The sequence below is a fragment of the Streptomyces gilvosporeus genome (assembly GCF_002082195.1).
Taxonomy (GTDB): Bacteria; Actinomycetota; Actinomycetes; order Streptomycetales; family Streptomycetaceae; genus Streptomyces; species Streptomyces gilvosporeus.
Window position 1 is genome coordinate 4668343 of the sequence record NZ_CP020569.1, and the last position, 23816, is coordinate 4692158.

The 23816-nt window shown below is 70.4% G+C and carries 17 protein-coding genes and 1 pseudogene; 10 read left to right on the forward strand and 8 right to left on the reverse strand.

The window, feature by feature from the left end:
- Positions 1-36: 36 nt before the first annotated feature.
- Positions 37-1248: a cytochrome P450 gene (locus tag B1H19_RS20770; protein WP_418361458.1), complete on the reverse strand. Its 1212-nt coding sequence runs from the start codon at positions 1246-1248 to the stop codon at positions 37-39.
- A 315-nt stretch (positions 1249-1563) separates the two neighbouring features.
- Here B1H19_RS20770 and B1H19_RS20775 point away from each other — a divergent pair, with 315 nt between their 5' ends.
- From B1H19_RS20775 to B1H19_RS20785, 3 genes are all read left to right on the forward strand, one after another.
- Complete coding sequence (locus B1H19_RS20775) at positions 1564-2604, forward strand: cation diffusion facilitator family transporter (RefSeq protein ID WP_083106136.1); 1041 nt, start codon at positions 1564-1566, stop codon at positions 2602-2604.
- Between the two features lie 172 nt (positions 2605-2776).
- The gene (locus B1H19_RS20780) at positions 2777-3781 is read left to right on the forward strand and encodes a hypothetical protein (RefSeq protein WP_237289426.1); all 1005 of its coding nucleotides are present in this window, start codon (positions 2777-2779) and stop codon (positions 3779-3781) included.
- Positions 3782-3866: 85 nt separating this feature from the next.
- On the forward strand, positions 3867-4088 hold the full coding sequence (locus B1H19_RS20785; protein ID WP_083106137.1) for a hypothetical protein: 222 nt from the start codon (positions 3867-3869) through the stop codon (positions 4086-4088).
- A 22-nt stretch (positions 4089-4110) separates the two neighbouring features.
- Here the strand turns inward: B1H19_RS20785 and B1H19_RS20790 are convergent, their stop codons facing one another.
- On the reverse strand, positions 4111-5052 hold the full coding sequence (locus tag B1H19_RS20790) for an NADP-dependent oxidoreductase (protein ID WP_237289428.1): 942 nt from the start codon (positions 5050-5052) through the stop codon (positions 4111-4113).
- 389 nt (positions 5053-5441) lie between these two features.
- On the opposite strand from B1H19_RS20790, the gene B1H19_RS20795 reads away from it, so the two are divergent.
- Positions 5442-6104 (forward strand): response regulator transcription factor, encoded by a 663-nt coding sequence (locus B1H19_RS20795; RefSeq protein ID WP_083106139.1) that lies wholly within the window; start codon positions 5442-5444, stop codon positions 6102-6104.
- A gap of 120 nt (positions 6105-6224) precedes the next feature.
- Here the strand turns inward: B1H19_RS20795 and B1H19_RS20800 are convergent, their stop codons facing one another.
- Genes B1H19_RS20800 through B1H19_RS20810 form a run of 3 tightly spaced genes read right to left on the reverse strand, consistent with a single transcriptional unit; the run spans position 6225 to position 8645 of the window.
- Positions 6225-7205, reverse strand: a complete 981-nt coding sequence (locus tag B1H19_RS20800) for an ABC transporter substrate-binding protein (RefSeq protein ID WP_083106140.1) — start codon at positions 7203-7205, stop codon at positions 6225-6227.
- A gap of 10 nt (positions 7206-7215) precedes the next feature.
- Entirely contained in the window at positions 7216-7893 is a 678-nt protein-coding gene (locus tag B1H19_RS20805) for an ABC transporter permease (RefSeq protein ID WP_083106141.1), read from the reverse strand.
- Positions 7890-8645, reverse strand: a complete 756-nt coding sequence (locus B1H19_RS20810) for an ABC transporter permease (RefSeq protein ID WP_107426077.1) — start codon at positions 8643-8645, stop codon at positions 7890-7892. The genes B1H19_RS20805 and B1H19_RS20810 overlap by 4 nt, the downstream gene beginning before the upstream one ends.
- Before the next feature lie 384 nt (positions 8646-9029).
- Between B1H19_RS20810 and B1H19_RS20815 the strand changes: the two genes are divergently transcribed.
- Entirely contained in the window at positions 9030-9824 is a 795-nt protein-coding gene (locus B1H19_RS20815) for a polysaccharide deacetylase family protein (protein WP_083106143.1), read from the forward strand.
- A gap of 103 nt (positions 9825-9927) precedes the next feature.
- On the opposite strand, the gene B1H19_RS20820 is transcribed toward B1H19_RS20815, so the two are convergent.
- The gene (locus tag B1H19_RS20820) at positions 9928-11256 is read right to left on the reverse strand and encodes an alpha/beta hydrolase (protein ID WP_083106144.1); all 1329 of its coding nucleotides are present in this window, start codon (positions 11254-11256) and stop codon (positions 9928-9930) included.
- 882 nt (positions 11257-12138) lie between these two features.
- Between B1H19_RS20820 and B1H19_RS20825 the strand changes: the two genes are divergently transcribed.
- From B1H19_RS20825 to metG, 4 genes are all read left to right on the forward strand, one after another.
- Positions 12139-13629 carry a vWA domain-containing protein gene (locus tag B1H19_RS20825; RefSeq protein ID WP_083106145.1) on the forward strand — a complete coding sequence of 497 codons (1491 nt, stop codon included), beginning with the start codon at positions 12139-12141 and terminating at the stop codon, positions 13627-13629.
- Between the two features lie 528 nt (positions 13630-14157).
- On the forward strand, positions 14158-14706 hold the full coding sequence (locus tag B1H19_RS20830; RefSeq protein ID WP_159028103.1) for a hypothetical protein: 549 nt from the start codon (positions 14158-14160) through the stop codon (positions 14704-14706).
- A gap of 108 nt (positions 14707-14814) precedes the next feature.
- The gene (locus tag B1H19_RS20835) at positions 14815-16359 is read left to right on the forward strand and encodes an MFS transporter (protein ID WP_083106147.1); all 1545 of its coding nucleotides are present in this window, start codon (positions 14815-14817) and stop codon (positions 16357-16359) included.
- A gap of 129 nt (positions 16360-16488) precedes the next feature.
- Complete coding sequence (gene metG, locus B1H19_RS20840; RefSeq protein ID WP_083106148.1) at positions 16489-18201, forward strand: methionine--tRNA ligase; 1713 nt, start codon at positions 16489-16491, stop codon at positions 18199-18201.
- Between the two features lie 132 nt (positions 18202-18333).
- Here the strand turns inward: metG and aspS are convergent, their stop codons facing one another.
- Positions 18334-20121, reverse strand: a complete 1788-nt coding sequence (aspS, locus tag B1H19_RS20845) for an aspartate--tRNA ligase (RefSeq protein WP_083106149.1) — start codon at positions 20119-20121, stop codon at positions 18334-18336.
- A 321-nt stretch (positions 20122-20442) separates the two neighbouring features.
- Here aspS and B1H19_RS20850 point away from each other — a divergent pair, with 321 nt between their 5' ends.
- On the forward strand, positions 20443-22659 hold the full coding sequence (locus B1H19_RS20850) for an ATP-binding SpoIIE family protein phosphatase (protein ID WP_083106151.1): 2217 nt from the start codon (positions 20443-20445) through the stop codon (positions 22657-22659).
- Here the strand turns inward: B1H19_RS20850 and B1H19_RS20855 are convergent.
- Positions 22578-23699 (reverse strand): annotated as a pseudogene (locus B1H19_RS20855) (AI-2E family transporter); the annotation flags it as partial. The gene B1H19_RS20850 and the pseudogene B1H19_RS20855 sit on opposite strands and share 82 nt — an antisense overlap.
- Between the last annotated feature and the right edge of the window lie 117 nt (positions 23700-23816).

Genomic DNA, 23816 nt, shown 5'->3' on the forward strand with positions numbered 1-23816 from the left:
GCGATGTTTCACGTGAAACATCGGGTCCGCCCACCGCTACCCGGCCGGGGTGAACTCGACCGGCAGCGCATCCAGCCCCCGCGTGAACACCCCCTGCTCCCGCGGCTCCGCCCCCGGCGCCAGCGCCATGTCCGGCATCGCCTCCAGCAGCCGGGCCACGCCCACCTCGACCTCCGCCTTCGCCAGCAGCGCACCGACGCAGAAATGCCGGCCGAGGGCGAACGAGAGATGGGCGGCGGCCGCCGAGAAGGCCGTATCGGCCGACAGATCGCCGCGGCGGATGTCGAAGGTGTCCGGATCGGCATAACGCCGCTCGTCCCGCCCGGCCGCACCGATCAGACAGGTCACCGTCGATCCCGCGGGCACCTTGCCACCGCCGATGACGACGTCCTCCGCAGCCTGCCGCATGATCATGTGCACCGGCGGGGTGTAGCGCAGCGTCTCCGCGAACGCCGGCGCGATCAGCGAATGGTCCGCGCGCACCGCGGCCAGCTGTTCCGGATGCCGCAGCAGGTTGTGCACCAGGCTGGATATCGCCTTGTCGGTGGTCTCCCCGCCGGCCGTCAGCAGCAGGCTGCAGAACGCCTTGATGTCCTCATCGCTCATCCGCGTCCCATCGATCTCCGCGGCGCAGAGCGTGGAGAGCAGATCGTCGCCGAGGTTGTCCCGGCGTTCGCGGATGACCGGGAGCAGATACGCGGCGAACTCCTCGCGCGTGCGCAGTCCCGCCTCGGCGACGTGCGGGTCCTGGGCGAGGTTGCCGAGGAAGCCGATGATCGCCGTGTACCAGCGGTGGAAGCGCTCGTGATCGGCCCGGTCCAGCCCGAGCATGTCGACGATGACGTTGACGGGGAAGCGCGTCGCGAACTGCGCCACCAGATCCGCGCCGCCCGATGCGCGGAACTCGTCGATCAGCTGCCGGGCGTTGCGTTCGATGACCGGCAGGAACTGCTGCTCCAGGGTGGTGCCGCGGAACGCCGGTGCGACCAGTGCCCGGCGCACGGCGTGCTCGCGCCCGCTCATCTGGAGAATGGTGCGGCCGTGCACCGGCTCCAGCTGCCAGTCGTAGTTGTCCGTGGTGAACACCGGGTCCTTGAAGGCCCGTTCGACGTCGTCGTACCGCGAGAGGACATAGCTCCGGGTGGCCTCGTGGTACAGCAGCGGGAAGTCGTCCCGCAGCACGCGATAGGCGGCATACGGATCCGCGGCGAATTCCGGCGACAGGATGTCCGGCGCTTCTCGGTTCACGGGCACGGCTCTCCTCGGTAGGCGTACGGGACCCGGCCCGCGGCATCGCAGGCCCTCCGTACGTCCAAGATCGTCTCTGGGCTGTGCCGTGATCAAGAGGCGTGCCCCCGCAAGATCACCCGGCATCGGACGGAACGCGGCTCGCCCGGCCCGTGGCCCGGGTGCGGCCCGCCTCGCACACCTTCCCGCCCGCACCGCTCTGACCAGGCGCGATACGCCGTTTGACGGTAATGACAACGGTCACCGGTGCAGGCTTTGGATCTCCCGCCGAAGTGCGGTTTGCTTCCCTGCGACGCCCCAGGAAGGAGCGCGCCCATGACCGAGCACGCCCACCGCCACGGGAACGGCCACCAGCACACCGGCGGCCACTCCCACGGCCACTCGCACGGTGTGTCCCCGGACGCCGACCGCCGCTGGCTGCGCGCCGCGCTCGTGCTGCTCACCGCGTACATGGTGGTCGAGGTCGGCATCGGCGTACTGGCCCGGTCGCTGGCCCTGATCTCCGACGCCGCCCATATGCTCACCGACGCGGTGTCCATCATCCTGGCCCTGATCGCCATGCGGCTGGCCGCCCGCCCCGCCCGCGGCGGCTTCACCTACGGCCTCAAGCGCGCGGAAATCCTCTCCGCCCAGGCCAACGGCATCACCCTGCTGCTGCTTTCGGCCTGGCTCGGCTACGAGGCCGTCCGGCGGCTGATCGCGCCGCCCGAGGTGACCGGCGGACTCGTGTTCGTCACGGCCCTCTCCGGCATCGTCGTCAACCTCGTCTGCACCTGGCTGCTGTCCCGGGCCAACCGCTCCAGCCTCAATGTCGAGGGCGCCTACCAGCACATCCTCACCGACCTGTTCGGCTTCGTCGCGACCGCCGTCTCCGGTCTGATCGTCCTGACCACCGGCTTCCAGCGAGCCGACGCCATCGCCTCGCTCATCGTCGTCGCGCTGATGCTCAAGGCCGGTACGGGCCTGGTCCGCGAGTCCGGGCGGATCTTCATGGAGGCCGCCCCCGCCGGCGTCGACCCGGACGCGCTGGGCGACCATCTGGTGGCCGAGGACCAGGTCGTCGAGATCCACGACCTGCACATCTGGCAGATCACCTCCGGCCAGCCGGCTCTCTCCGCCCACATCCTGGTGGCCCCCGGCGGCGACTGCCACAAGGTCCGCCGCCGCCTCCAGGAACTGCTCAGCACCCAGTACGGCATCACCCACGCCACCCTCCAGGTCGACCACCTGGGCGAGGAGTCCACCGCCCCGGACGTCCTCACCCTCGGCCCGCGCCCCGCCGCCGAGTCCCCCACAGCCGACCACTGTGAGGACACCCACGGCCCGGTCCACCGGCCGGGGCCGCACCTGCACTGACCCCGCGTACACCGCTCGGCGTCCCCGTCTGCCGACGGGGCCGTCGGCCCGCTCCGCCTACGGCGTACCCGGTCACCCATTGGCACCGCCTCGGCTCGCGTCCGCCGTTGGTCCGGTTTTCCCTGAACACCCGACCAACTGGCCACCCCTCCCTCCGGAAGGAGCGGACGCGATGTCAGCGAGCGCACCCGTACGCCTGCGCGGCCGGGTGGCGGAGGCGGCGCGGCAGCCCGAACCGCCCCGTCGGCGGCCCGGCCGTGCGCTGGGTGCCTGTGCGCTGCTGCTCATCGGCACGCTGCTGCTGCCGCTGAGCCTGGCCACCGTCTGGGCGCGCAGCGAGCTGACCGACACCGACCGGTACGTCGCCACCGTCGCGCCGCTCGCCGCGAACCGTGCGGTCCAGGACGCCATCGTCCACGACGTCACCAACGGGGTGATGACCCATATCCACCTCGACGGACTGCTGCGAGCCATCCCGCGCGCCGAGCGGGCCGCGCTGCTCAAGCGCTTCACCCGCGGTCTGCGGGAATTCGTCGGCAAACAGGTCCGCCAGGTCGTCACCGGCCGGTCCTTCCCCGCCGTCTGGACCGGCGTCCACCGCACCGCCCACCAGGCCCTGGACGACAGCCTCACCGCCTCCGGCGACGCCCCGGTCACGCTCGACCTCACCCCGATCGTCGACCGGGTCCGCCATCAGCTCGCCGGCAACGGCCTGGGCATCGACATCGCCCACCGCATCCCCCGCCTGGGCGCCGAGGTCGTCCTGCTGCGCTCCCCCGACGTCCCCCGCGCCCGCCTCGCCTACCGGGCCGTCCGCACCGCCGCGCCCGTGCTCCCGTCGGCCGCGGCCCTCTTCCTGCTGGCCGGACTGCTGCTGGCGCGCCGCCGCCGACGGGCCCTGATCTGCGTGGGAACGGGCTGCGCCGCCACGGCCGCGCTGCTTGCGGTGGCGCTTGCGCTGGTACGCACGCGAGCCCTGGAGGGCCTGCCGGCCGTGATCCCGCGCGCCGCCGCGTCGGCGTATGCGGACACGCTCACCGGTTCGTTGCGGCACGGGGTGTGGCTGGTGATCGGCGCGGCACTGGTGACCACCGTGACGGCCGCGGCGGGGCCGCCTGCGGTGCGGGTGGCACGCGGGCTGTGCGCGGCATTCGGGACGCGGCCGGGGCCCACGTAGCGGCACGCGACCGGAATACGGCGACCGGCACGGCAGTCTAGGCTGCGTGCAACGAGATCGTGAGGCAGGTAGGGGGACCGACCCGGTGAACGAGCGTGACCGCACGACCTGCCAGTGGTGCCAAGGCACCGGCTACGTGACCCGCGCGCTGGCCTACTGTTCCGGCGTGGATCCGTTCCACGGCCCGGCCGAGACCGTGCACCGCGCGGGGGAATGCAAGCACTGCCGCGGGACCGGGGCGTACGACGCCCGGCAGGACCCCCTGCTGGAGCACTGGCGCGAGGAGGAGCCGGGGGACGAGGCGTAGGCGTGGTGCTGCCGCGGAGGTCTCAGATCGCCAGCACGGTCTTGCCCTGGGCCCGCCCCGTTCGGCTGGCCGCGAGCGCGTCGGGAGCCTCCTCCAGAGGGACCTCGCGCCCCACGAGGACGGTCAGGCGGCCCGCATCGACCTGGCCGGCGAGGATTTCCAGGAGCTGGGGGGAGGGGCGGTTGACGAAGTTGAAGCCGCGCAGGTTGTGTTCGGTCAGCACGTCCGCGTCGGCGGAGCCGATGAGGGAGACGGCCGTACCGCCATCGCGGACGGTCCGGGTCAGTTCGACGAATTCACCGGGGCCGCTGACCATGTCGATCAGGACGTCGACGCCGTCCGGATAGGCGGCCAGGACCTGGTCGGCGATCGGTCCCGCGGTGTGGTCGAAGGTCGCCGAGGCGCCCAGGTTCCGCATCAGCTCGGCCATCGCGGGGCGGGCGGTGACGAGCACCTCCGCGCCGCGGCCGGCGGCGAGTTGGGTGACGAAGGTGCCGACCCCGCCGGTGGCGCCGGTGATCAGCACCCGTCGGCCCTCGCTGATCCGGGTCTCCTCCACCAGGTTGTACGCCGTCATCCCGGCCGTCGGCACGGCGGCGGAGGTCGCATAGGTGACGCTGCGAGCGGCCTGCGCAAGTGACTGTTCGTTGGCGACCGCCAGTTCGCAGTACGAGCCGCCGCCGTGCTCCGGCCGCTGGAACTGGCCGAACACGGCGTCCCCGACGGTGAACCGCCGCACCCCGGTCCCCACCGCGAGCACTTCACCCGCCCCGTCCGAGCCCAGAACCAGCGGAAAGGCGACGGGGACGGAGCTGCCGAACGCGCCGTCGGCCAGCTTCCAGTCGATCGGGTTGAGTCCGGCGGCGGCCAGCCGTACCAGGACCTCGCCCGGCCCTGGCTCGGGCTGCGGCAGTTCCATGAGCTGAGGCTGTTCACCGAATGCGCTGACTGCTACGGCTCTCATGCGGCGTTCCCTTCCACCCTTCCCCGACCGGAGGCCACCGTGCTCCGACGGAGGTCACCGTTCCCCGGCCGGGGGTCACCCTGCCCCCACCGGAGGGCCGGAGTGGATCGTAAGCACGCCGGTGGGGCCGGATGCGGCAGGACGAGAGGCGGTGTTCCCGAAGCAACTCGTATGGACCGGATCCGGCGCCCGTTCGACGGTGTCGGCGCCGCGGACGGCTGCGCAGGCCCGCGGCGCCGACGTACAGCACGTCGCGGGGGACCACGACAGAGTTCGTGCGCCCGCGCTGCCTCATGGAATTCCGTGGTTCCTTGCTCTCACCAGTTCTCGCAATGCGACGGTCAGGTGCTTGCACCGGCGAAGGGCGTCCCTCGGGTACATATGACCCCATGCGCGTGCTGGTGGTGGAGGACGAGGAAGTCCTCGCGGAAATGATCGCCGAGGGCCTGCGCCGCGACGCGATCGCGGTCGATGTCGCCCACGACGGGCGAATGGCCCTGGAAAAACTGCGGTTCGGCGCCTACGACGTGCTCGTCCTGGACCGCGATCTGCCCGGCGTGCACGGTGACGGCGTGTGCCGGCGGGTGGTGTCGCAGGGGCTGCTGACCCGGGTGCTGATGCTGACGGCGTCGGGCACCGTACGGAACCGGGTAGACGGCCTGGGAGTGGGCGCCGACGACTACCTCACCAAGCCGTTCGCGCACGAGGAACTGCTCGCCCGGGTCCTGGCGCTCGGTCGGCGGGCGCGTCCCACGCTGCCGCCGGTCATCGAACGCGGCGGGGTCAGCGTCGACACCGCCCGCCGCCTCGCCCTCCGCGACGGCCGCCCGCTCCCCCTCTCCCGCACGGAGTTCGCGGTGCTGGAGGTGCTGCTGCGTGCCGAGGGCACGGTGGTCAGCGGCGACGACCTGATCGAGGAGGTGTGGGAGGAGCAGACCAGCTACCGCACCAACGCCGTCCGGGTCACCCTCAGCACACTGCGCGCCAAGCTGGGCGATCCGCCGGTGATCGAGACCGTGCCGGGGGCCGGGTACCGGATGGGCGGCGGGTGAGGGTTCCCCGGCTGCCCTGGCGATGTTTCACGTGAAACACGTACGGCCGACGGTTTCACGTGAAACATCGCCGCACATGGGCCATCGTCCACACGTCGGTGTTCGCCGCCCGTCCTTCCCTCATCGCTTGGGCAACAGCCCTTTTCCCACCAGGTAGTTGTGCGCCACATCCGCCGGTAGCCGCCGCCAGCTGTCCACCCGCGCGTTCAGCTGAGCCAGGTCGGCGGTGGTCAGTACCTTGTTGAGCCGATCGAGGGCGGCCGCCGCCCGTGCGCTGCCGGCGCGGGAGCGGTTGACGAGCGGGATGACGTTGTCGGCGTTCTGGAGCTTCCTGTCGTCGGTGAGCAGCACCAGACCGAACTGGCCGAGGGTGGCGTCCGTGCTGGTGGTGAGCACCATCTGGTCCTGGCCGTTCTGGACGGCCTGCTTGGCGGGGGTGGTACCGACGCCCTTCGGATCGACGGCGGTGACGGTGATGCCATAGACCCGGCGCAGCCCCGGAGCGCAGAACGGACGCTGGACGCATTCGTCCCCCGCCGCCAGCCGCACCGGCAGCTTGGCGCGGCCCAGGTCGCTGAGGGTGGCAAGGCGGTGCCGGGCGGCGTAGGAGGCGCTCACCGCGAAGGCGTTCTGGTCGACGGCCCGGCCGGCGGGCAGCGCCGTCAGGCCGCGGGGCCCGGTCAGCTTCCGCAGCGCGGCCATCGTCGAGCGGATATCCGGCGAGGCGACCGGTGCGGCGTGCGGCCCGTGTGTCTTGGAGTTGAGCCAGTCGGCGAGGGTGGCGGCGTACTCCGGGACGACATCGATCTGACCGCTCTCCAGCGCGGGTTCGTACAACTCGCGGTTGCCGACGGTGAGGAGGTCGGTGTGGTACCCCGCATGACCGAGCAGCGCCGCATACATCTGGGCCAGCAGCTCGCTCTCGGTGAACCCGGCCGAGCCGATGGACAGATGCCGGCTGTCCCCCGGCGAGGCGGTGATCGCGCCCCGCGTCTCCAGGGAGGGCCCGCCCGAGCAGCCGGCCAGGGCGGCGGAGCCCGCGAGGACGGCAAGGACCGCGAGGACGGCCGACCTCGGGGCGGCGGTACGAACCCTTGTCACCGGCCCCTCCTCACCGGATCCGCCGGCGTGCCCACGGCGGAGCGCACCAGCGCTGTCCCAGCTCGAACGCGGCCTCCATCAGCAGCGCGAACACCGCGACGATCACCGCCCCGGCAACCACCTGCGGGGTGCTGGCGAGATGGAACCCCGCGGTGATGATCCGGCCCAGCCCGCCGCCGCCCACCAGCGCGGCGAGCGTGGCGGTGGCCACCAGCTGGACGGCGGCGATCCGGACCCCGGTCAGGATCAGCGGGAACGCCAGCGGCACCTCGACCCGCCACACCAGCTGCGTCCCGGTCATCCCCATCCCCCGGGCGGCCCGCACCACGTCCTGGTCCACCTCCCGCATCCCCACATACGCATTGGTCAGCAGCGGCGGAATGGCGAACAGCACGAGGGCGATGACGGTGGGCCACTGCCCGTGGCGTCCGAGGGGGGTCAGCAGAAGCAGCACCAGTACGGCGAAGGTGGGCACCGCCCGGCCGATATTGGCGAGGTTGACGGCCAGCGCACCGCCGCGCCCGAGGTGGCCGAGGGTGAGCGCCACGGGCAGGGCGATCAGTGCGCTGAGGGCCAGGCAGGTGAACGTCAGGAACAGATGCTGTGCGAGCCGGTGCCAGACGCCGTTCTCACCGGACCAGTTGGCGGCGGTGGTCAGCCAGGACCACACCGGGGAAAGGGTGTTCACCCCCGCCGCCCGGATGCCGTGAGCGGCCGTCGGCCGCCCGCACCACCGGCCTTACGGGCCCGCGGGCGAGCCGTTCGGCCGGCTCGCCGCCAGGGCGTGAGGAGCCGTTCCACGCCGAGCAGCAGTAGGTCGAAGACGACCGCGAGGAGCACGCACAGCACGGACGCGGTGAGCACCTGCGCCTTGAAGAACGAGTTCATCCCGGCGTAGATGAGGTTGCCCAGCCCGCCGTAGCCGACGATGGCCCCGACGGTGGTGAGGGCGACCGCCGAGACGGTGGCGATCCGCAGCCCGGCCATCGCGGCGGGCAGCGCCAACGGCAGCTCCACGGCCAGCAGTTGCCGCATCGGCCCGTAGCCCATCCCGCGCGCCGCCTCCTTGGTCTCCGCCGGGACGCCGTCCAGCCCGGCGAGGAGGTTGCGGACGAGCAGGGTGAGCGAATAGAGGGCGAGGCCGACCACGACGAGGGTGGCGGAGAGGCCGTAGACCGGCAGCAGCAGCGAGAACATCGCCAGCGACGGAACCGTGTAGATCACCGTGGTGATGCCGAGCACCGGCCCGAGCATCCAGCGCCACCGCCTGGCCAGCAGCGCCAGCGGCACCGCGATCGCCAGCCCGAGCGCCACGGAGAGGACCGTCAGCTGGATGTGCTGGGCGACCGCGTCGAGCAGGATCTGCCGACGGGTGGTCAGGTAGCCGCCGCAGATCCAGTCGTTATGGGCCAGGCAGTCGTCGGGCGGCGGTGCGGTCACGGTACGAGTCCATCCCGGCGGGGCCGGGGGTGTCGCGCGGACCGCGTCCGATCGGGGAGCGGGGCGGGCCCGTCGGCGCATCCGCGGTCTTCCGTCGGCCGCGGCTCTCGCGGTACACACGCCGGGTGCACACGTCGGGTGCACGTGCAGCTACACATGCCGGTATACACGCCGTGAATACACGATGTGTATAGTGCCGTGAGTTCGTTCGCTCCGGGTTCGTTCGCTCCGAGTTCGTGCGCTCCGAGTTCATTCGCCGAGTTCGTCCCGGAGGCCGTCGGCCGGTCGGGGCGGCGGGGGAGCGCCTTGCCGCTCCGCCCACTCCTCCCCGAAACCGCAGGTCAGATCGATTCCGTAGCCCGTCCGCGTCCGAAAGAGACCCGCATGCCGAAGCAGAAGTCCGCGGCCCGCAGCACGTCCATAGCCGGGCTGCTGGCGGCCACCTCCCTCGTCCTGGCCCTCAGCAGCTGCGCAAGCTACGACGTCACCGCACCGGCCGACGCCCGCGCCGACGCCCCGGCGTCCGACGGCAAGAACGGCGAGGGCGCCAAGAAGGCCGCCTCCGGCGTCGACTGCGCCAAGGCCAAGTGCGTGGCGCTCACCTTCGACGCCGGCCCCAGCGAGAACACCAGCCGGCTGCTCGACATCCTCAAGAAGGAGAAGGTGCACGCGACCTTCTTCATGCTCGGCAAGAACCACATCGCCGAGCGCCCCGCGGAGGTCAAGCGGATCGACGCCGAGGGCCACGAACTGGCCAACCACACCTGGTCACACAAGATCCTCACCGATATCGAGCCGGCCGAGGCCAAGCGGGAGCTCTCCCGCGTCCAGGACGCCGTCAAGAAGATCACCGGCAAGACACCCAAGCTGATGCGCCCGCCGCAGGGCCGTACCAATGAGGACGTCTCCCAGGTCAGCAAGGAGCTTGGCCTGGCTCAGGTGCTGTGGAGCGTGACGGCCAAGGACTACCAGACCACCGACTCCAAGCTGATCACCAAGCGCGTGCTGGACCAGACCGAGCGCGACGGGATCATCCTGCTGCACGACATCTACAAGGGCACCGTCCCGGCCGTCCCCGGCATCATCAAGCAGCTGAAGCAGCGCGGCTACACGATCGTGACCGTCTCGCAGCTGCTGTCCCCGGCCAAGCCCGAGCCGGGGATGGTCTACCGCCCGTAGGGACGTACGGCGTGCGGCACGCGGAATACGGGGCGGCACGCAGCAACACGGCATACGAAAGGGGCGCCGGTACCGACCGGCGCCCCTTCGTCTCACTGCGGCCTCAGCCCCGCGGCTGCTCCGCCTCCACCCGCTTGCGCTCGGCCGCACCGGGCGTCGCGACCGGCGCGTTCGACGGCGCCGCCCCCTTCCCCTGGGCCTGTCCCTTGCCCGGGGCCTGCCCCTTCGGCGGTACGGTCCCCGGCTTGTGCGGCGGCTTCGCGGCCTCGGTGTCCTGCGGGAAGGTCAGCTGCTGGCTCTGCCACTCCAGCGCCGACACCACCTCGCGCCGCCAGGTCGCGAACTGGTGGCTGCCGTGCGGCAGGATGATCGAGTCGACCGTCATCGGCGGCTTGACGGCGTGGATGAACTTCATCGTCTCGCCGTAGTCCTGCTCGCCCTTGCGGCTGCTGGCCACCAGCGCGGAGATCTGCGGCGCGGGCAGGTGCTTGAGCCGCCACAGCAGATCGTGCTCCCGCTGCCGCTTCGCGCCCTCGGCGCCGGCACCGAAGAGGCTGCCGGTGGTGAGGTCGTCCTTGATGGAGTAGTCGCCGGAGAGCGAGACCGCCGAGGTGTAGACCTTCGGGTTGCGCATCGCCAGCTGGAGCGAGCACGAACCGCCGGACGAGTATCCGAACGCACCCCATGCGCTGGGGTCGTGGCCGACCCGGTAGGCCGACTTCATCGCGTCCGGCAGGTCCTTGGTGAAGAACGTCTCGGCCTTCGGCCCGCCCGGCACATCCACGCACTCGGTGTCGCGCGGCGGCGCGATCGTCGGCCGCACCATCACGATCACGGTCGGCTGCATCCGGCCCTGGGCGATCAGCTGGCCGGCGTGCTGCGGCACCTGGAGGTGCTGCGCGAGGTTCATGATGCCGCCCGGATAGCCGCTGATCATGACCATGACGGGGAACCGCTGGCGGTGGAACTGCTGCTGGAAGTACTGCGGCGGCAAATAGACGAAGCCCGGGTTGATGGCCCGGGTACGGCGGCCGATGATCCGTACGGACTCGACCTTGCCCACCTTGCTGGCGGGGCCCTTGGGCAGTCCGGTCACCCGGTCGAGGCCCTGCGGACCGGCCGGCTGGATCAGACCGCCCTTGATGTTGCCGACCGACGCGTACGCGCCGCCGTTCTGGCTCACCGAGGCCGGCGCCTCCTCGTTGTTGCCCAGCAGCTCATCCCAGCTGCCGTAGAACTCGAAGCTCGAATTCACCGCGAGGGCGAGCGCGCACACGATCGACAGCTGAGTAGCCACGATGGCGCCGAGCCGGCCCAGCACGGGCCGCACCCCATCCCGTGCCAGCCGGGGCCAAGCCCACACCGTGGCAGCCACACAGGCCAAAGCCAGCACGATCACTGTGATTTCGAGCGACTGACTGGTCAGCCCCATGCGCCCACATCTCCCGTCACCCTCGCAAGGGTTCTTGCCTACGTACCGGCCGCCTAGAGGCACAACGGGCGGCTCGGGACAATGGTCACCGGAGAAGACGGGCACACCTGCGCATCGGATACCTGAGCGACTCAGTTCTTACCTACCTCTTGCTCAACCGTTTCCGGCGCGTGATGTGTTGGCGTGGTACAGAGCCGGTCGGACCGGCGCACGGTGACGCCGACCCCGGGGGAGGCTGTGGCCGAATATCTCCCCCGGCGGCCGGAAATCGGCACGCAGTTTCGGACCGGTGGCCGGAAATCGGTGATACCCGGAAAACGAGCGAAGTAGGTGCCCGTACACACCGATTGATCACCGGCCACGGATCACCGCTCGGGCATCACTGATCACGCGCCACGGATCGCGTATGCCACCTCACCCATGACACCCCAGTCATGACATCCCCGTCATGACAGCTGACGTCTGACAGATTGCGCATGACAGATCACGCATGACGGTTCGCACATCACTAACGGCAGACCGCTGTCCCCACACTGCGGGTCATTAACGCCGAATACCGAACAACGGCGAACGAGGTGACAACACCTTCGATTTCCCACGCCGCATGAGTCCTGTCCGCCCGGCGGCACCGCAATCACGACTTCCGTCGAATGCCCGGCCGATACGATTCCGCGTAACACCGTTCGAACGGTCCATCCCTTCCGTACGCAGGGGCAATGGCCGGCCGCCGCTCCAGACCCCCGGATCGCCCGCCACACAAGGCCCGGGGTCCCACGATGAGGCCGGTGCAGGCCGCTACCCTTACGTATCCGTCCTGGTCAGGGACATGTCTGCCTTTCACGGACATGCGCCGCACCCACCACACGCAAGAGAGGTTCGCCGATGGGCATTCGGAGTCTGCTGCGCAACGCTTTCGGCCGCTCCAAGGCGGCCCGCGAAGAATCCGCCGCGGCACGGCACGGAGCCGATACGACGCCGGAATCGGCAACAATCCCGGAGGCCCGCGAGGAATCCTCCCCGACCCCCACCGCCGAACCCGAAGTCCCCGCCGCCCGTACGGCCCCGAGCGAGACGCCTGCCACGCCCACTCTTCCCGCACAGGGAAGCCCGGTGGACCGGATTGCGGAGGCCGCGGACGCGACGACTTCTTCGGCGCGGGAAGACATCGCGCCGGTTGAGGAGCCGACGGCGGCCGGTGCGTCCGTGGGGGCCGACGAGACGGCCGGGGCCGGTGCTGCCGACGAGCCCGCCCCGGTCGGCGACGACGCCGTCACGGAGGCCCCTGCGGCGGCCCCGGTGGCCGAGCCCGCGGCGGGTGCGGAGCCCTCCGTGACGGAGCCCGAGGAGGCCGAGGAGGCCAAGCCGACGGAGGCGCTCGCATCGGCCGGGTCCGCCGACTCCACGGACACGGCGGCGTCCCCCGAGGACGTCTCCGCCCTCGTCAGCCGGGCCTTCGACAGCGCCCCGGCAAAGCCTGAGCCCGAGCCCGCGGCCGAGCCGGCGGCAGAGCCCACTCCGGACCCCGAGCCCGTAGCGGACACCGCGCCCGCGGCCGACCCGGAGCCGGAGGTCGCTCTGGACCCGGAGCCGGAGGCCGAGCCCGCGGCCGAGCCGCAGGCCACTCCCGAAACGGAAGCCGAAGCCACCCCCGCCCCCCTCTCCCTCACCAAGGTGGAAACCACCGCCCCCGCCCTCGTCCCCCTCTACAAGGCCGCCTCCGCCACCCTGGCGAAGCACCACCTCGGCACCCAGCGCGCCGCCGTCTACCTGGTCCTCGACCGCTCCGGCTCGATGCGCAACTACTACAAGGACGGCACGGTCCAGAACCTCGCCGAACAGGCCCTCGGCCTCTCGGCCAACCTGGACGACGACGGCATCGTCCCCGTCGTCTTCTTCTCCACCGATGTCGACGGCACCGCCGACCTCGATCTGAGCAACTACGAAGGCCGCATCGAGGAGTTGCACTCCGGTCTCGGCCACATGGGGCGTACGAACTACCACTGGGCCATCAATGCCGTGGTCGAGCACTACAAGAAGTCCGGCAGCACCGCCCCCGCCTTTGTCATCTTCCAGACCGACGGCGCCCCGACCTCCAAGCCGGCCGCCGAAAAGGCGCTCTGCGAGGCCGCAACGCTTCCCATTTTCTGGCAGTTCGTCGGATTCGGGGACCCGGACGCCAAGGGTTTCGACTTCCTGCGCAAGCTCGACGATCTGGCCGTTCCGGAAAAGCGCGTCATCGACAACGCCGGCTTCTTCCACGCCGGGCGCGACCCCCGCGCCCTGTCCGCCGACGAGCTCTATCAGCAGCTGATGGTCGAATTCCCGGAGTGGCTCACCGAGGCCCGTACGGCCGGCGTCCTCAAGGACAACTGACCGATATCCCTCGCCCTTACGGGCCCACGTGCCGCGGCCGGATCCCCCTCATCGGGATCCGGCCGCGGCCGTTTTCCCGGCATACGGCCGAAATCCCCACCCCCGTTGACCACGCCGTATGGCAAGATCTCCCGGGTTCTTCCGGCCCGGCTTCCCATAGCGCGCCGACCAGCGTCAAGGACCGAAGAACATCGGCATCACGGCACAGCGCCGGGCAGTACAGCACGCGCAGCACGGAAAACGGGGGATATTCGCATGAGCATGCACCAACCGCCGCCACCTGGCTTCGGAAACGCACCGGGCTACGGCGCACCGCCCGGAATGCCGCCCGGCGCACCGCCCGGAATGCCGCCCCAGCCGCAGGCGCCCGGCCCGTACCCCCCTCAGACTTTCGGGACACCGCAGCAGGGCCCGTACGGCTGGGGCGGTCCGGGAATGCCCCCGCCCCCGCCGAAGCGAAATGCCGGAAAGGTATGGGGAATCATCGGGGGCATTGCCGCGGTGCTGCTGGTGGGCAGCGTCGCTTCCGTGGCCCTTTCCGCGGGCGGCGGATCGCACGGCGGCTCCGACGGGCCGAAGTACAAGGTCACGGTGCCGCAGGCGCTCGCCGGCGGCGAGTACACACTCGCCAAGGACATCTCCCAGCAGGCCGATGCCCAGGTGCCGCACGACGGAGCGGGCGCCCATGACATCAAGTCGGTGGGTGGGCAGTACACCAGCGGTACGAAGGTGCTGGCCATGATCGGCCTCTACGGCAGCATCGACGATCCCGACGTAGCGGTGGACCACACCATTCGGGGCATGAAGAACAGCGGTTCCACAGAAGTCGCCGTCCCGGAAAAGGAGTTCACGCCGAAGGGCGGCGGGGGCCCGGTGACCTGCGGGGTGGACGTCCGCCGGACAGCCGGGCAGAAGATCACCATGCCTTTCTGTGTGTGGGCCGATTCCAGCACCAATGTCAGCGTCGTCGAAACCGACACCGCGGATCTGGCGAAGGACCCGCAATCCGTCGACCTCCAGGAATTTGCCGACAAGACGGCCAAGGTCCGCACCGAGGTGAAGAAGCCCCTCGGCTGACACGACGGCTGAACGCTCTCCGTACCCGCCACCAGGCGCTTTCGCCCCCGTCTGCCTACGCTGTTTGAGGGAAGTGCTCCGGCCGACGACCGGCGGAGGCGGATAGCGATGAGCCAGGCGGAAAACCCTCGCCCTCTTCCGAGCTGGGCGGCGCCGCCCGATCCCCGCCGCTGGTGGGCCCTTGTCGTCATCGCGATCGCCCAGCTCATGGTCGTCCTGGACGCCACGATCGTGAATATCGCGCTCCCCTCGGCGCAGCATGATCTCGGGATATCGGATGCGAATCGGCAGTGGGTGATCACTGCCTACACGCTCGCCTTCGGCGGGCTCCTGCTGCTGGGCGGGCGCATTGCCGATCTGGTGGGACGGAAAAGGACCTTCATGGTCGGGCTGGTCGGATTCGCCGCGGCGTCGGGACTCGGCGGCGCGGCGACCTCTGCCGGCTTGTTGTTCGGGGCGCGGGCCTTGCAGGGCGCATTCGGGGCGTTGCTGGCGCCGTCCGCGCTGTCCCTGCTGACCACGACTTTCACGAAGGGACGGGAACGGAGCAAGGCGTTCGGCATTTACGGAGCCATCGCGGGCGGCGGCGCGGCCATCGGGCTGATCGCAGGGGGCGTTCTGACGGAGTACCTGACGTGGCGATGGTGTTTGTACGTCAACGTTCCGGTCGCCGTGATCGCCCTCGTGGGCGCCACGGTCTTTCTGCGGGACAAGCGGGACAAGGCCGGGGCCCGGCTGGATGTGGTGGGCGTACTGCTCGGATGCGGCGGGCTGGTCGCCATCGTCTACGCGTGCAATGAGGCGGAACCGCACGGCTGGGGTGACAACTGGGTGGTCGGGCTGCTGGCGGGCGGGGTGGCGCTGCTCGCCGTTTTCGCCTGGTGGCAGACGCGGGCCCGATATCCGCTGCTGCCCCTGCACATCGTCCGCAACCGGAATCGCGGCGGGGCCTTTCTGACCATGGCGCTGACGACGATCGCCATGTTCGGAATGTTTCTGTTCATGACGTATTACCTCCAGACCGTGCTCGACTATTCGCCGGTGAGGACGGGGCTCGCCTATCTGCCGATGACGGCGGCGATCGTCATCGGCTCGACGCAGATCTCCGCCCGGCTGCTGCACCGCCTCGCGCCCCGGTGGCTGATGGTCCCCGGCGCGCTGCTCGTCGCCGGCGGGCTGTACTCGCTGACGTATCTGACCGCCCGGCCCGCGTACGCCTCGCATGTCCTGCCCGCCGAGCTGCTGGTCGGGCTGGGGATGGGCCTGATCTTCATGCCGGTGATGGCGACGGCCACGTTCGGGGTCGCACCGCAGGACTCCGGGGTCACCTCCGCCACGGTCAACACCTCGCAGCAGGTGGGGGGTTCGATCGGTACGGCGCTGCTCAACACGATCGCCGCCTCGACCAGTGCGACGTACCTCGCGGTCCATCTGGCACAGGCGGCACGGCACACCGCCGGCCGGACCCTTCCTCCCGCGGTGCGGGGCGCGCTGGTGAAGGACGGGGTGGTGCACGGGTTCTCGGCGGCGATCGGGGTGGGCTCGGCGATCATGCTGCTGGCCGCGCTGGTGGCGGGGCTGATGGTCACCGGCCGGGCCGCCAAGCCGCCCGTCTCGGCGCCGGCACCCACCGCCTCGGACGCCCACCGGTGAGCGCGGGCCCCTGCCCGCGCCGAATCCGCCGGAAAATGCCCGCGCGGCCCCCCATCCCAAGTCCAGTACGATATTGACGTTTGGTAAAGCAAACCCTCACTCACCGTAGCGACTTGGGAGCAGCCGGCAATGGCTCGACACCTCATCACCAGCGCCCTTCCGTATATCAACGGGATCAAGCACCTGGGCAACATGGTGGGGTCCATGCTCCCGGCCGATGTCTACTCCCGCTATCTGCGGCAGCGCGGGCACGAGGTGCTCTACATCTGCGCCACGGACGAGCACGGCACCCCGGCCGAGCTGGCCGCGAAGGAGGCCGGGCAGTCGGTCGCCGCGTTCTGCGCGGAGCAGCACGACAAGCAGAAGGCGATCTACGAGGGTTTCGGGCTGCGGTTCGACTACTTCGGGCGGAGCTCGTCGCCGGAGAACGTCGAGCTGACCCAGCGCTTCGCACGCAAGCTGCACGAGAACGGCTTCATCGAGGAGCGGGCCATCCGGCAGGTCTACTCGATCGCCGATGAGCGCTTCCTGCCCGACCGCTACATTGTCGGCACGTGTCCGCACTGCGGCTACGACAAGGCGCGCGGCGACCAGTGCGAGAACTGCACCCGGGTGCTCGACCCGACCGATCTGATCGAGGCGCGGTCGGCGATCAGCGGCAGCAGCGAGCTGGAGGTGCGCGAGACCAAGCACCTCTTCCTGCTCCAGTCGAAGCTCCAGCACGAGGTCGAGCGGTGGATCGACGAGAGCAGCGCGGAGTGGCCGACGCTGGCCTCGTCCATCGCCCGCAAGTGGCTGACCGAGGGGCTCCAGGACCGCGCCATCACCCGCGACCTGGACTGGGGCGTCCCGGTGCCGGCGGATGTGTGGCCCGAGCTGGCGGCCGAGGGCAAGGTCTTCTACGTCTGGTTCGACGCCCCGATCGAGTACATCGGCGCGACGAAGGAGTGGTCGGACCAGGCGCCGGACGAGCGGGACTACGCCTCGTGGTGGTACGAGGCCGATGACGTCCGGTACACGGAATTCATGGCCAAGGACAATGTGCCGTTCCACAGCGTGATGTTCCCGGCGACGCAGATCGGCACCCGGGAGCCGTGGAAGAAGGTCGACTTCCTCAAGGCCTTCAACTGGCTGAACTACTACGGCGGGAAGTTCTCCACCTCGCAGCGTCGCGGCATCTTCACCGACGCGGCGCTGGAGCTGCTGCCGGCCGACTACTGGCGCTACTTCCTGATCGCCAACGCCCCCGAGTCGGACGACACGTCCTTCACCTGGGAGCTGTTCTCCTCGTCGGTGAACAAGGACCTCGCCGACACGCTCGGGAACTTCGTCAACCGTGTCCTGTCCTTCTCCCGCAAGCGGTTCGGGGACGAGGTCCCGGCGGGCGCGGAGGCCGGGGCGGCGGAGCAGAAGCTGGGCGAGGAGATCGCCGGGCTGCTGGCCGAGTACGAGGGCCACATGGAGGCACTTCAGTTCCGTAAGGCGGCCGCCTCGCTGCGCGCCCTGTGGAGCGCGGGCAACTCCTACCTGGAGGAGAAGGCCCCGTGGCTGGAGATCAAGACCGACAAGGACGCGGCGGCACTGACGCTGCGGACGGCGATGAACCTGATCCACCTCTACTCGGTGGTCTCCGAGCCCTTCATTCCGGCCTCGGCGCAGGCGATGCGCGAGGCGTTCTCCCTGGAGAACGACACGGCGCAGTGGGTCTCCCCGGAGGAGGCGAAGGCCCTGGCCTCGGTGCCGGCCGGGACGCCGTTCACCGTGCCGCCGGTGCTCTTCGCGAAGATCAGCGAGGACGATCTGGAGTCCTACCGCGAGCGGTTCGGCGGGGACGCGGACTAGCAGCCGCAGCACGGGCGTGAGCGACGCCCCCGGACCGGGTTCGGTCCGGGGGCGTTCGCGTACGGGTCGCAAGCCCGCTCCCCTACGAGAAAGGCCCGGAACCGTCACCGGTCCCGGGCCCCTCCCCTTACGTCACTTGGTCGGCTTGTACGGCGTCGGCTTCGCCGGTCCCGTACGGATGCTCAGGTGCAGCTCCTTGAGCCGGGCCTCGTCGACGTCGCTCGGGGCGCCCATCAGCAGGTCCTGGGCGTTGCCGTTGAGCGGGAAGGCGATGGTCTCGCGGATGTTGGGCTCGTCGGCCAGCAGCATGACGATGCGGTCGACGCCGGGGGCGATACCACCGTGCGGCGGGGCGCCGAACTTGAAGGCGCGGAGCATGCCGCCGAACTCGGCCTCGACGGTCTCCTTGTCGTAGCCGGCGATCCCGAACGCCTTGTACATCACCTCGGGCTCGTGGTTACGGATCGCGCCGGAGGACAGCTCGGTGCCGTTGCAGACGATGTCGTACTGCCAGGCCAGGATGTCCAGCGGGTCCTTGGTCTCCAGCGCCTCCAGGCCGCCCTGCGGCATGGAGAACGGGTTGTGCGAGAACTCGATCGCGCCGGTGTCCGCGTTCTTCTCGAACATCGGGAAGTCGACGATCCAGCAGAAGCGGAACTCGTCCTCGACGAAGTGACCGGCGCGCTTGGCGGCCTCGACGCGGACCGCGCCCATGATCTTGGAGACCTCGTCGAAGTCGCCGGCGCCGAAGAAGACGGCGTGGCCGGGCTTGAGGTCCAGCGCGTCGACCAGCGACTTGATGTCGTCCTCGGTGAGGAACTTGGCGATCGGGCCGGTCAGCGCGTTGTCTTCGCCGACGCGGACCCAGGCCAGGCCCTTGGCGCCCTGCTGGACGGCGAAGTCACCCAGCTGGTCGAAGAACTTCCGCGGCTGGCCGGCGGTGTCCGGCACGGCCAGGGCGCGGACGTGCTTGCCCGCGAACGCCTTGAAACCGGAGCCCGCGAAGACCTCGGAGACATCCACCAGCTCCAGCTCGGCGCGCAGGTCCGGCTTGTCGGAGCCGTACTTGAGCATCGCCTCGCGGAACGGGATGCGCGGGAAGGGCGAGGTGACCTTGCGGCCGTTGCCGAACTCGGTGAACAGCTCGGTCATCAGCTGCTCCACGGGCCGGAAGACGTCCTCCTGCTCGACGAAGCTCATCTCGACGTCGAGCTGGTAGAACTCGCCGGGCGAACGGTCGGCGCGGGCGTCCTCGTCGCGGAAGCAGGGCGCGATCTGGAAGTAGCGGTCGAACCCGGCGATCATCAGCAGCTGCTTGAACTGCTGGGGGGCCTGCGGCAGCGCGTAGAACTTGCCGGCGTGCAGGCGGGAGGGGACCAGGAAGTCGCGGGCGCCCTCGGGGGAGGTCGCCGACAGGATCGGCGTCGCCATCTCGTTGAAGCCGAGCGCGACCATCTTGTGGCGGATGGCGGAGATCACCGCGGTGCGCAGCATGATGTTGCGGTGCATCCGCTCGCGGCGCAGGTCGAGGAAGCGGTACTCGAGGCGCTTCTCCTCGTTGACGCCGTCGTCCGCGTTGATCGTGAAGGGGATCTGCTCGGCGGCGCCGAGGATCTCGACCTCCGTGACCTCGATCTCGACCTCGCCGGTGGGCAGCTCCGGGTTCACGTTCTCCGCGCCGCGCGAGACGACCTTGCCGTCCACGCGGACGACCGTCTCCTTCGTCAGCTTGTCCAGCGCCTCGGCGGCCGGGGTGCCGGGGCGGGCGACGAGCTGCGTGATGCCGTGGTGGTCGCGCAGATCGATGAAGAGGATGCCGCCCAGGTCACGTCGATTGTGCAGCCAGCCGCTGAGGCGGACGTCCGTGTCGACGTCCGCGGCCCGGAGCTCGCCGCAGTTATGGGACCGGTACCGATGCATCGCTCATCCAAGTCGTCGCGATCGAGGTGGGGAGTTTGTGGGAGGGCCGACCACAGGGCGCATGCGGATGCAGATGCCCGGTCGCCCGCCCCGTGGATCACCCGAAAGGCCACCCCAGGATTGACATAACCGCTCCAGGTTACCGTCCCTGCCCACCCCGCTTCATTGACATAGACGCAACGCCGTCCCCAGAGGTGAGGCACACCGCCCCTGAGGTGAGGAGGATCGCCGCGGCTGGGACGATGGTCGGGGCCGGCTCACCGGCCGTGTCCCGCCGGGGCTCGCTGGTCGGGCTCCGCCGAACCCACCTAAAGTGAGGCAATGCGCACCAAGGAGCTCCTGGCCGCCATCGCGACCGGCCTGTGGCGCTGGGACAACGCCTCGGGACGGGTGACGCTCGACGGCGAAGCCGCCCGGCTGCTGGGGCTGCCCGCGAAGCCCGTGGAGCTCAGTGAGGCCGCCGTACGCTCCCGTTTTCATCCCGTCGACTTCGCGGAGATCAACGGGGTGGTGCAGCTGGCGGTCTCCGAGGAGACGGTCGCCGAAGCGCGGCTCCGCATCGTGGACGAGCGCGGCCGGGTGCAGCGGATCGTGCGCTCCCGCTCCCGGCCGCGGCTGGTGAACGGCGATTTCGAGCTGGTCGGCACGCTCCAGGAGGTTCCCGAGCCGCATCCCGGCTCCTCCGCCGCGCACACCCCCGTCACCGGCGACTGGCGGCGCTCACGCGAGGCGTTCCTGCTGGACGCGGGGCGGGCACTGGCCGAGGCGCGGTCGACCGCCGAGGTGCTGCGGGTCGCGGCCGGGCTGTCCATGCCCGGCTTCATGCCGGACGGCCTGGCGGTCTTCGGCATCGAGGGCGACCGGATCTCGGTCATCGGCCATCACGGGCACGAGCCGGGCGACGAGAGGCCGTTCATGGACATGCCGCTGGCCACCGAATATCCGGCCGCCGAGGTCATCCGCACCGGCCGGGCGATCTATCTGCCCACGCCGGAGGACTACCGCCGCCGCTATCCCCGCACCTGGCCGCTGGCCGCCCCGTTCGGCCGGACCTCCTGGGCGTTCCTGCCGCTGGTGAATGCCGGGCGGACGATTGGGGCCTGGATGGCGGGGTTCGCGCAGCCGGTCACCTTCTCGCCGGACGAGCGCTCGGTGCTCACCACCGTGGCCCGGATGCTGGCGCAGGCGCTGGCCAGGGCCGGGTTGCAGGAGTCGCAGCAGGAGCTGGCGGTCGGTCTGCAACGCAGCATGATGCCGACGGTGCAGCCGGACATCCCGGGGATGTCGGTGGCGGCGCGTTATGTGCCGACCGGCGGCGGGCTGGAGGTGGGCGGCGACTGGTACGACATGATCCCGCTGCCGTCCGGGCGGACCGCGCTGGTCATCGGGGACGTCCAGGGCCATGACGTACGGGCCGCGGGGCTGATGGGACAGCTGCGGATCGCCCTGCGCGCGTACGCCTCCGAAGGCCACCATCCCGATGCGGTGCTCTCCCGCGCCTCCCGCTTTCTGGCCGGGATCAACGAGACCGAGGCCCGCGGCCAGGGCGATCCGCGCTTTGCGACCTGTCTGTACATCGAGGTGGATCCGGCGACCGGGCTGCTGGACGTCGCGCGGGCCGGTCATCCCGATCCGGCGGTGCGGCTGGGCGACGGCACGCTGCTGGTCCGCCCGACCGCGGGCGGGCTGCCGCTGGGCATCGATCCGGACACCGACTACCCCACGACCAGGTTCGTGCTGGAGCCCGGCGAGACGATGCTGGTGTGCACGGACGGGCTGATCGAGACCGGCGGCCACGATCTGGAGACCGGCTGGGCGCGGCTGCGCGCGATCATCGAGGCGTACGACGGCGGGGCGGATCCCGAGGGCCTGGAGAAGATGGCCGACGCCCTGGTGCAGGCCGTCCACGGGCCGTCGTCGCACTACACCACCGGGCCGCTGGTGGACCGTCGTGAGGACGACATCGCGGTGCTGCTGCTGCATCGTGAGGGCGGCAGCTGCGGGGTGGGGACCGGCGGCCGGATCGTGCAGCCGGTACGGCGCGCCGTGCTGTCCGTCGCGCAGGCCGAGCCGGAGCGGATAGCACAGGCCCGCGCCCAGGTCCGGGACGTGCTGCACGACTGGGCCGATGCGGACCAGGTGGACTCGGCGGTGCTGATGGTCTCCGAGATGGTCACCAACGTCCTGATGCACACCGACGGCGATGCCCTGCTGGTCGCCGAGATCTCCGGCGAGCGGGGCGCCCGCCGCCTACGGGTCGATGTGGCCGACGGCAGCGATGAGCTTCCGCACCGCCGCAGCCCCGGCGAACTGGCGTCGTCGGGGCGCGGTTTGATGCTGCTGGAGCTGCTGGCCGGGGCGTGGGGCGTGGACCCGCGCGGGGACGGCAAGTCGACGTGGTTCGAGCTCTACGAGGACGCCGGGGACGGCGGCCTGCCGCCGCTGGATCCGGGCGCGCCGGGCGGCGGGGCGTCGCCGGAGCCGGGGCCCGATGAACCGGACGCCTCCGGTCCGTCCGTGCCGGAGCCCGCCGCGTAGTGCCCGCGCAGCTCGTGGAGCACGCCGCAGGCGGCGGCCGTCAGCGGTACGGACAGCAGCATGCCGAGGACACCGGCGACGCTGGCGCCCGCGGTGATCGCCAGCATCACGATCGCCGGGTGCATCTGGACCGTACGGCTCTGGATCATCGGTTGCAGGACATGGCCCTCCAGGACCTGCACGGCCAGGACGACGCCCAGCGTCCAGAGCGCGATCACAAAGCCCCGGTCGGCCAGTGCGACCAGGATCGCCACCGCACCCGAGATGAAGGCGCCGAGGTAGGGGATGTAGGCGCCGACGAAGACCAGCGCGCCCAGGCCGACGGCTCCCGGCACCTGAAGGATCAGCAGTCCGATGGTGATGGCGAGGGCGTCGATCAGCGCGATGAAGGTGGTGCCGCGCATGAAGCCCTCGATGGCCTGGAAGCCCCGGCGGGCCATCCGCTCCAGCTGTGGTGCGGAGCGGCCGGGCGCCCAGTCGTGCAGCGCGCCCACGGCCTTGTCCGAGTCGCGCAGGAAGAAGAACGTCAGCAGCAGGGCGAGGACGCCCGCGGCGATGGCCTGGCCGACGACGCTGAAGCCGGCCAGCAGACCGGAGGCCGCGGTGCCACCGAACTTGCTGACCAGGCTCTTGGCGTTGGTGGCGAGGTCGTTGAGCGAGGTCCCCGCCGTACCGAAGTAGGTGGAGAGGTCCTTGGCGGCCTGTTTGAGCGACGCGATGATCTGGTCACCGCTGTCGATCAGCGCGCTGACCACGATGTAGCCCGCGCCGCCGACCACGATCATCAGAACGGCGCAGGTCAGCCCGGCCGCCAGGGATCGGTTGAACCGCATCCGCACCAGCCGCCGGTAGAGCGGCCCGAGCAGCCCGCTGCCCAGCAGCGCCAGCAGTACGGGAGTGACTGCCGCGCTCAGCTCGACGCACAGCCACACCCCGACCGCCAGCACGGACGAGACCAGCAGCCCCACCGCACACCAGGCTCCGGCCCGTCGGGCTTCGATGGGCAGCAGCGGCTGTTCCGCGTCAGAGTCGTTTCGCACCGGTCCAGTCCACCACGCACAGCAGCCCGGACGCGGAGCCCGCGACGGGCGGGGCGATGTTTCACGTGAAACAGGGGCGGTGTTTCACGTGAAACACCGCCCCTGCCTGCTGATCTG

Excerpts from the sequence above, each read along its gene's own strand:
- B1H19_RS20825 (WP_083106145.1), top strand. The coding sequence starts at position 12,139 with ATGGGCATTCGGAGTCTGCTGCGCAACGCTTTCGGCCGCTCCAAGGCG.
- B1H19_RS20795 (WP_083106139.1), top strand. The coding sequence starts at position 5,442 with ATGCGCGTGCTGGTGGTGGAGGACGAGGAAGTCCTCGCGGAAATGATC.
- metG (WP_083106148.1), top strand. The coding sequence starts at position 16,489 with ATGGCTCGACACCTCATCACCAGCGCCCTTCCGTATATCAACGGGATC.
- B1H19_RS20790 (WP_237289428.1), bottom strand. The coding sequence starts at position 5,052 with ATGAGAGCCGTAGCAGTCAGCGCATTCGGTGAACAGCCTCAGCTCATG.
- B1H19_RS20775 (WP_083106136.1), top strand. The coding sequence starts at position 1,564 with ATGACCGAGCACGCCCACCGCCACGGGAACGGCCACCAGCACACCGGC.
- B1H19_RS20815 (WP_083106143.1), top strand. The coding sequence starts at position 9,030 with ATGCCGAAGCAGAAGTCCGCGGCCCGCAGCACGTCCATAGCCGGGCTG.
- B1H19_RS20820 (WP_083106144.1), bottom strand. The coding sequence starts at position 11,256 with ATGGGGCTGACCAGTCAGTCGCTCGAAATCACAGTGATCGTGCTGGCT.
- B1H19_RS20780 (WP_237289426.1), top strand. The coding sequence starts at position 2,777 with ATGTCAGCGAGCGCACCCGTACGCCTGCGCGGCCGGGTGGCGGAGGCG.
- B1H19_RS20850 (WP_083106151.1), top strand. The coding sequence starts at position 20,443 with ATGCGCACCAAGGAGCTCCTGGCCGCCATCGCGACCGGCCTGTGGCGC.
- B1H19_RS20835 (WP_083106147.1), top strand. The coding sequence starts at position 14,815 with ATGAGCCAGGCGGAAAACCCTCGCCCTCTTCCGAGCTGGGCGGCGCCG.
- aspS (WP_083106149.1), bottom strand. The coding sequence starts at position 20,121 with ATGCATCGGTACCGGTCCCATAACTGCGGCGAGCTCCGGGCCGCGGAC.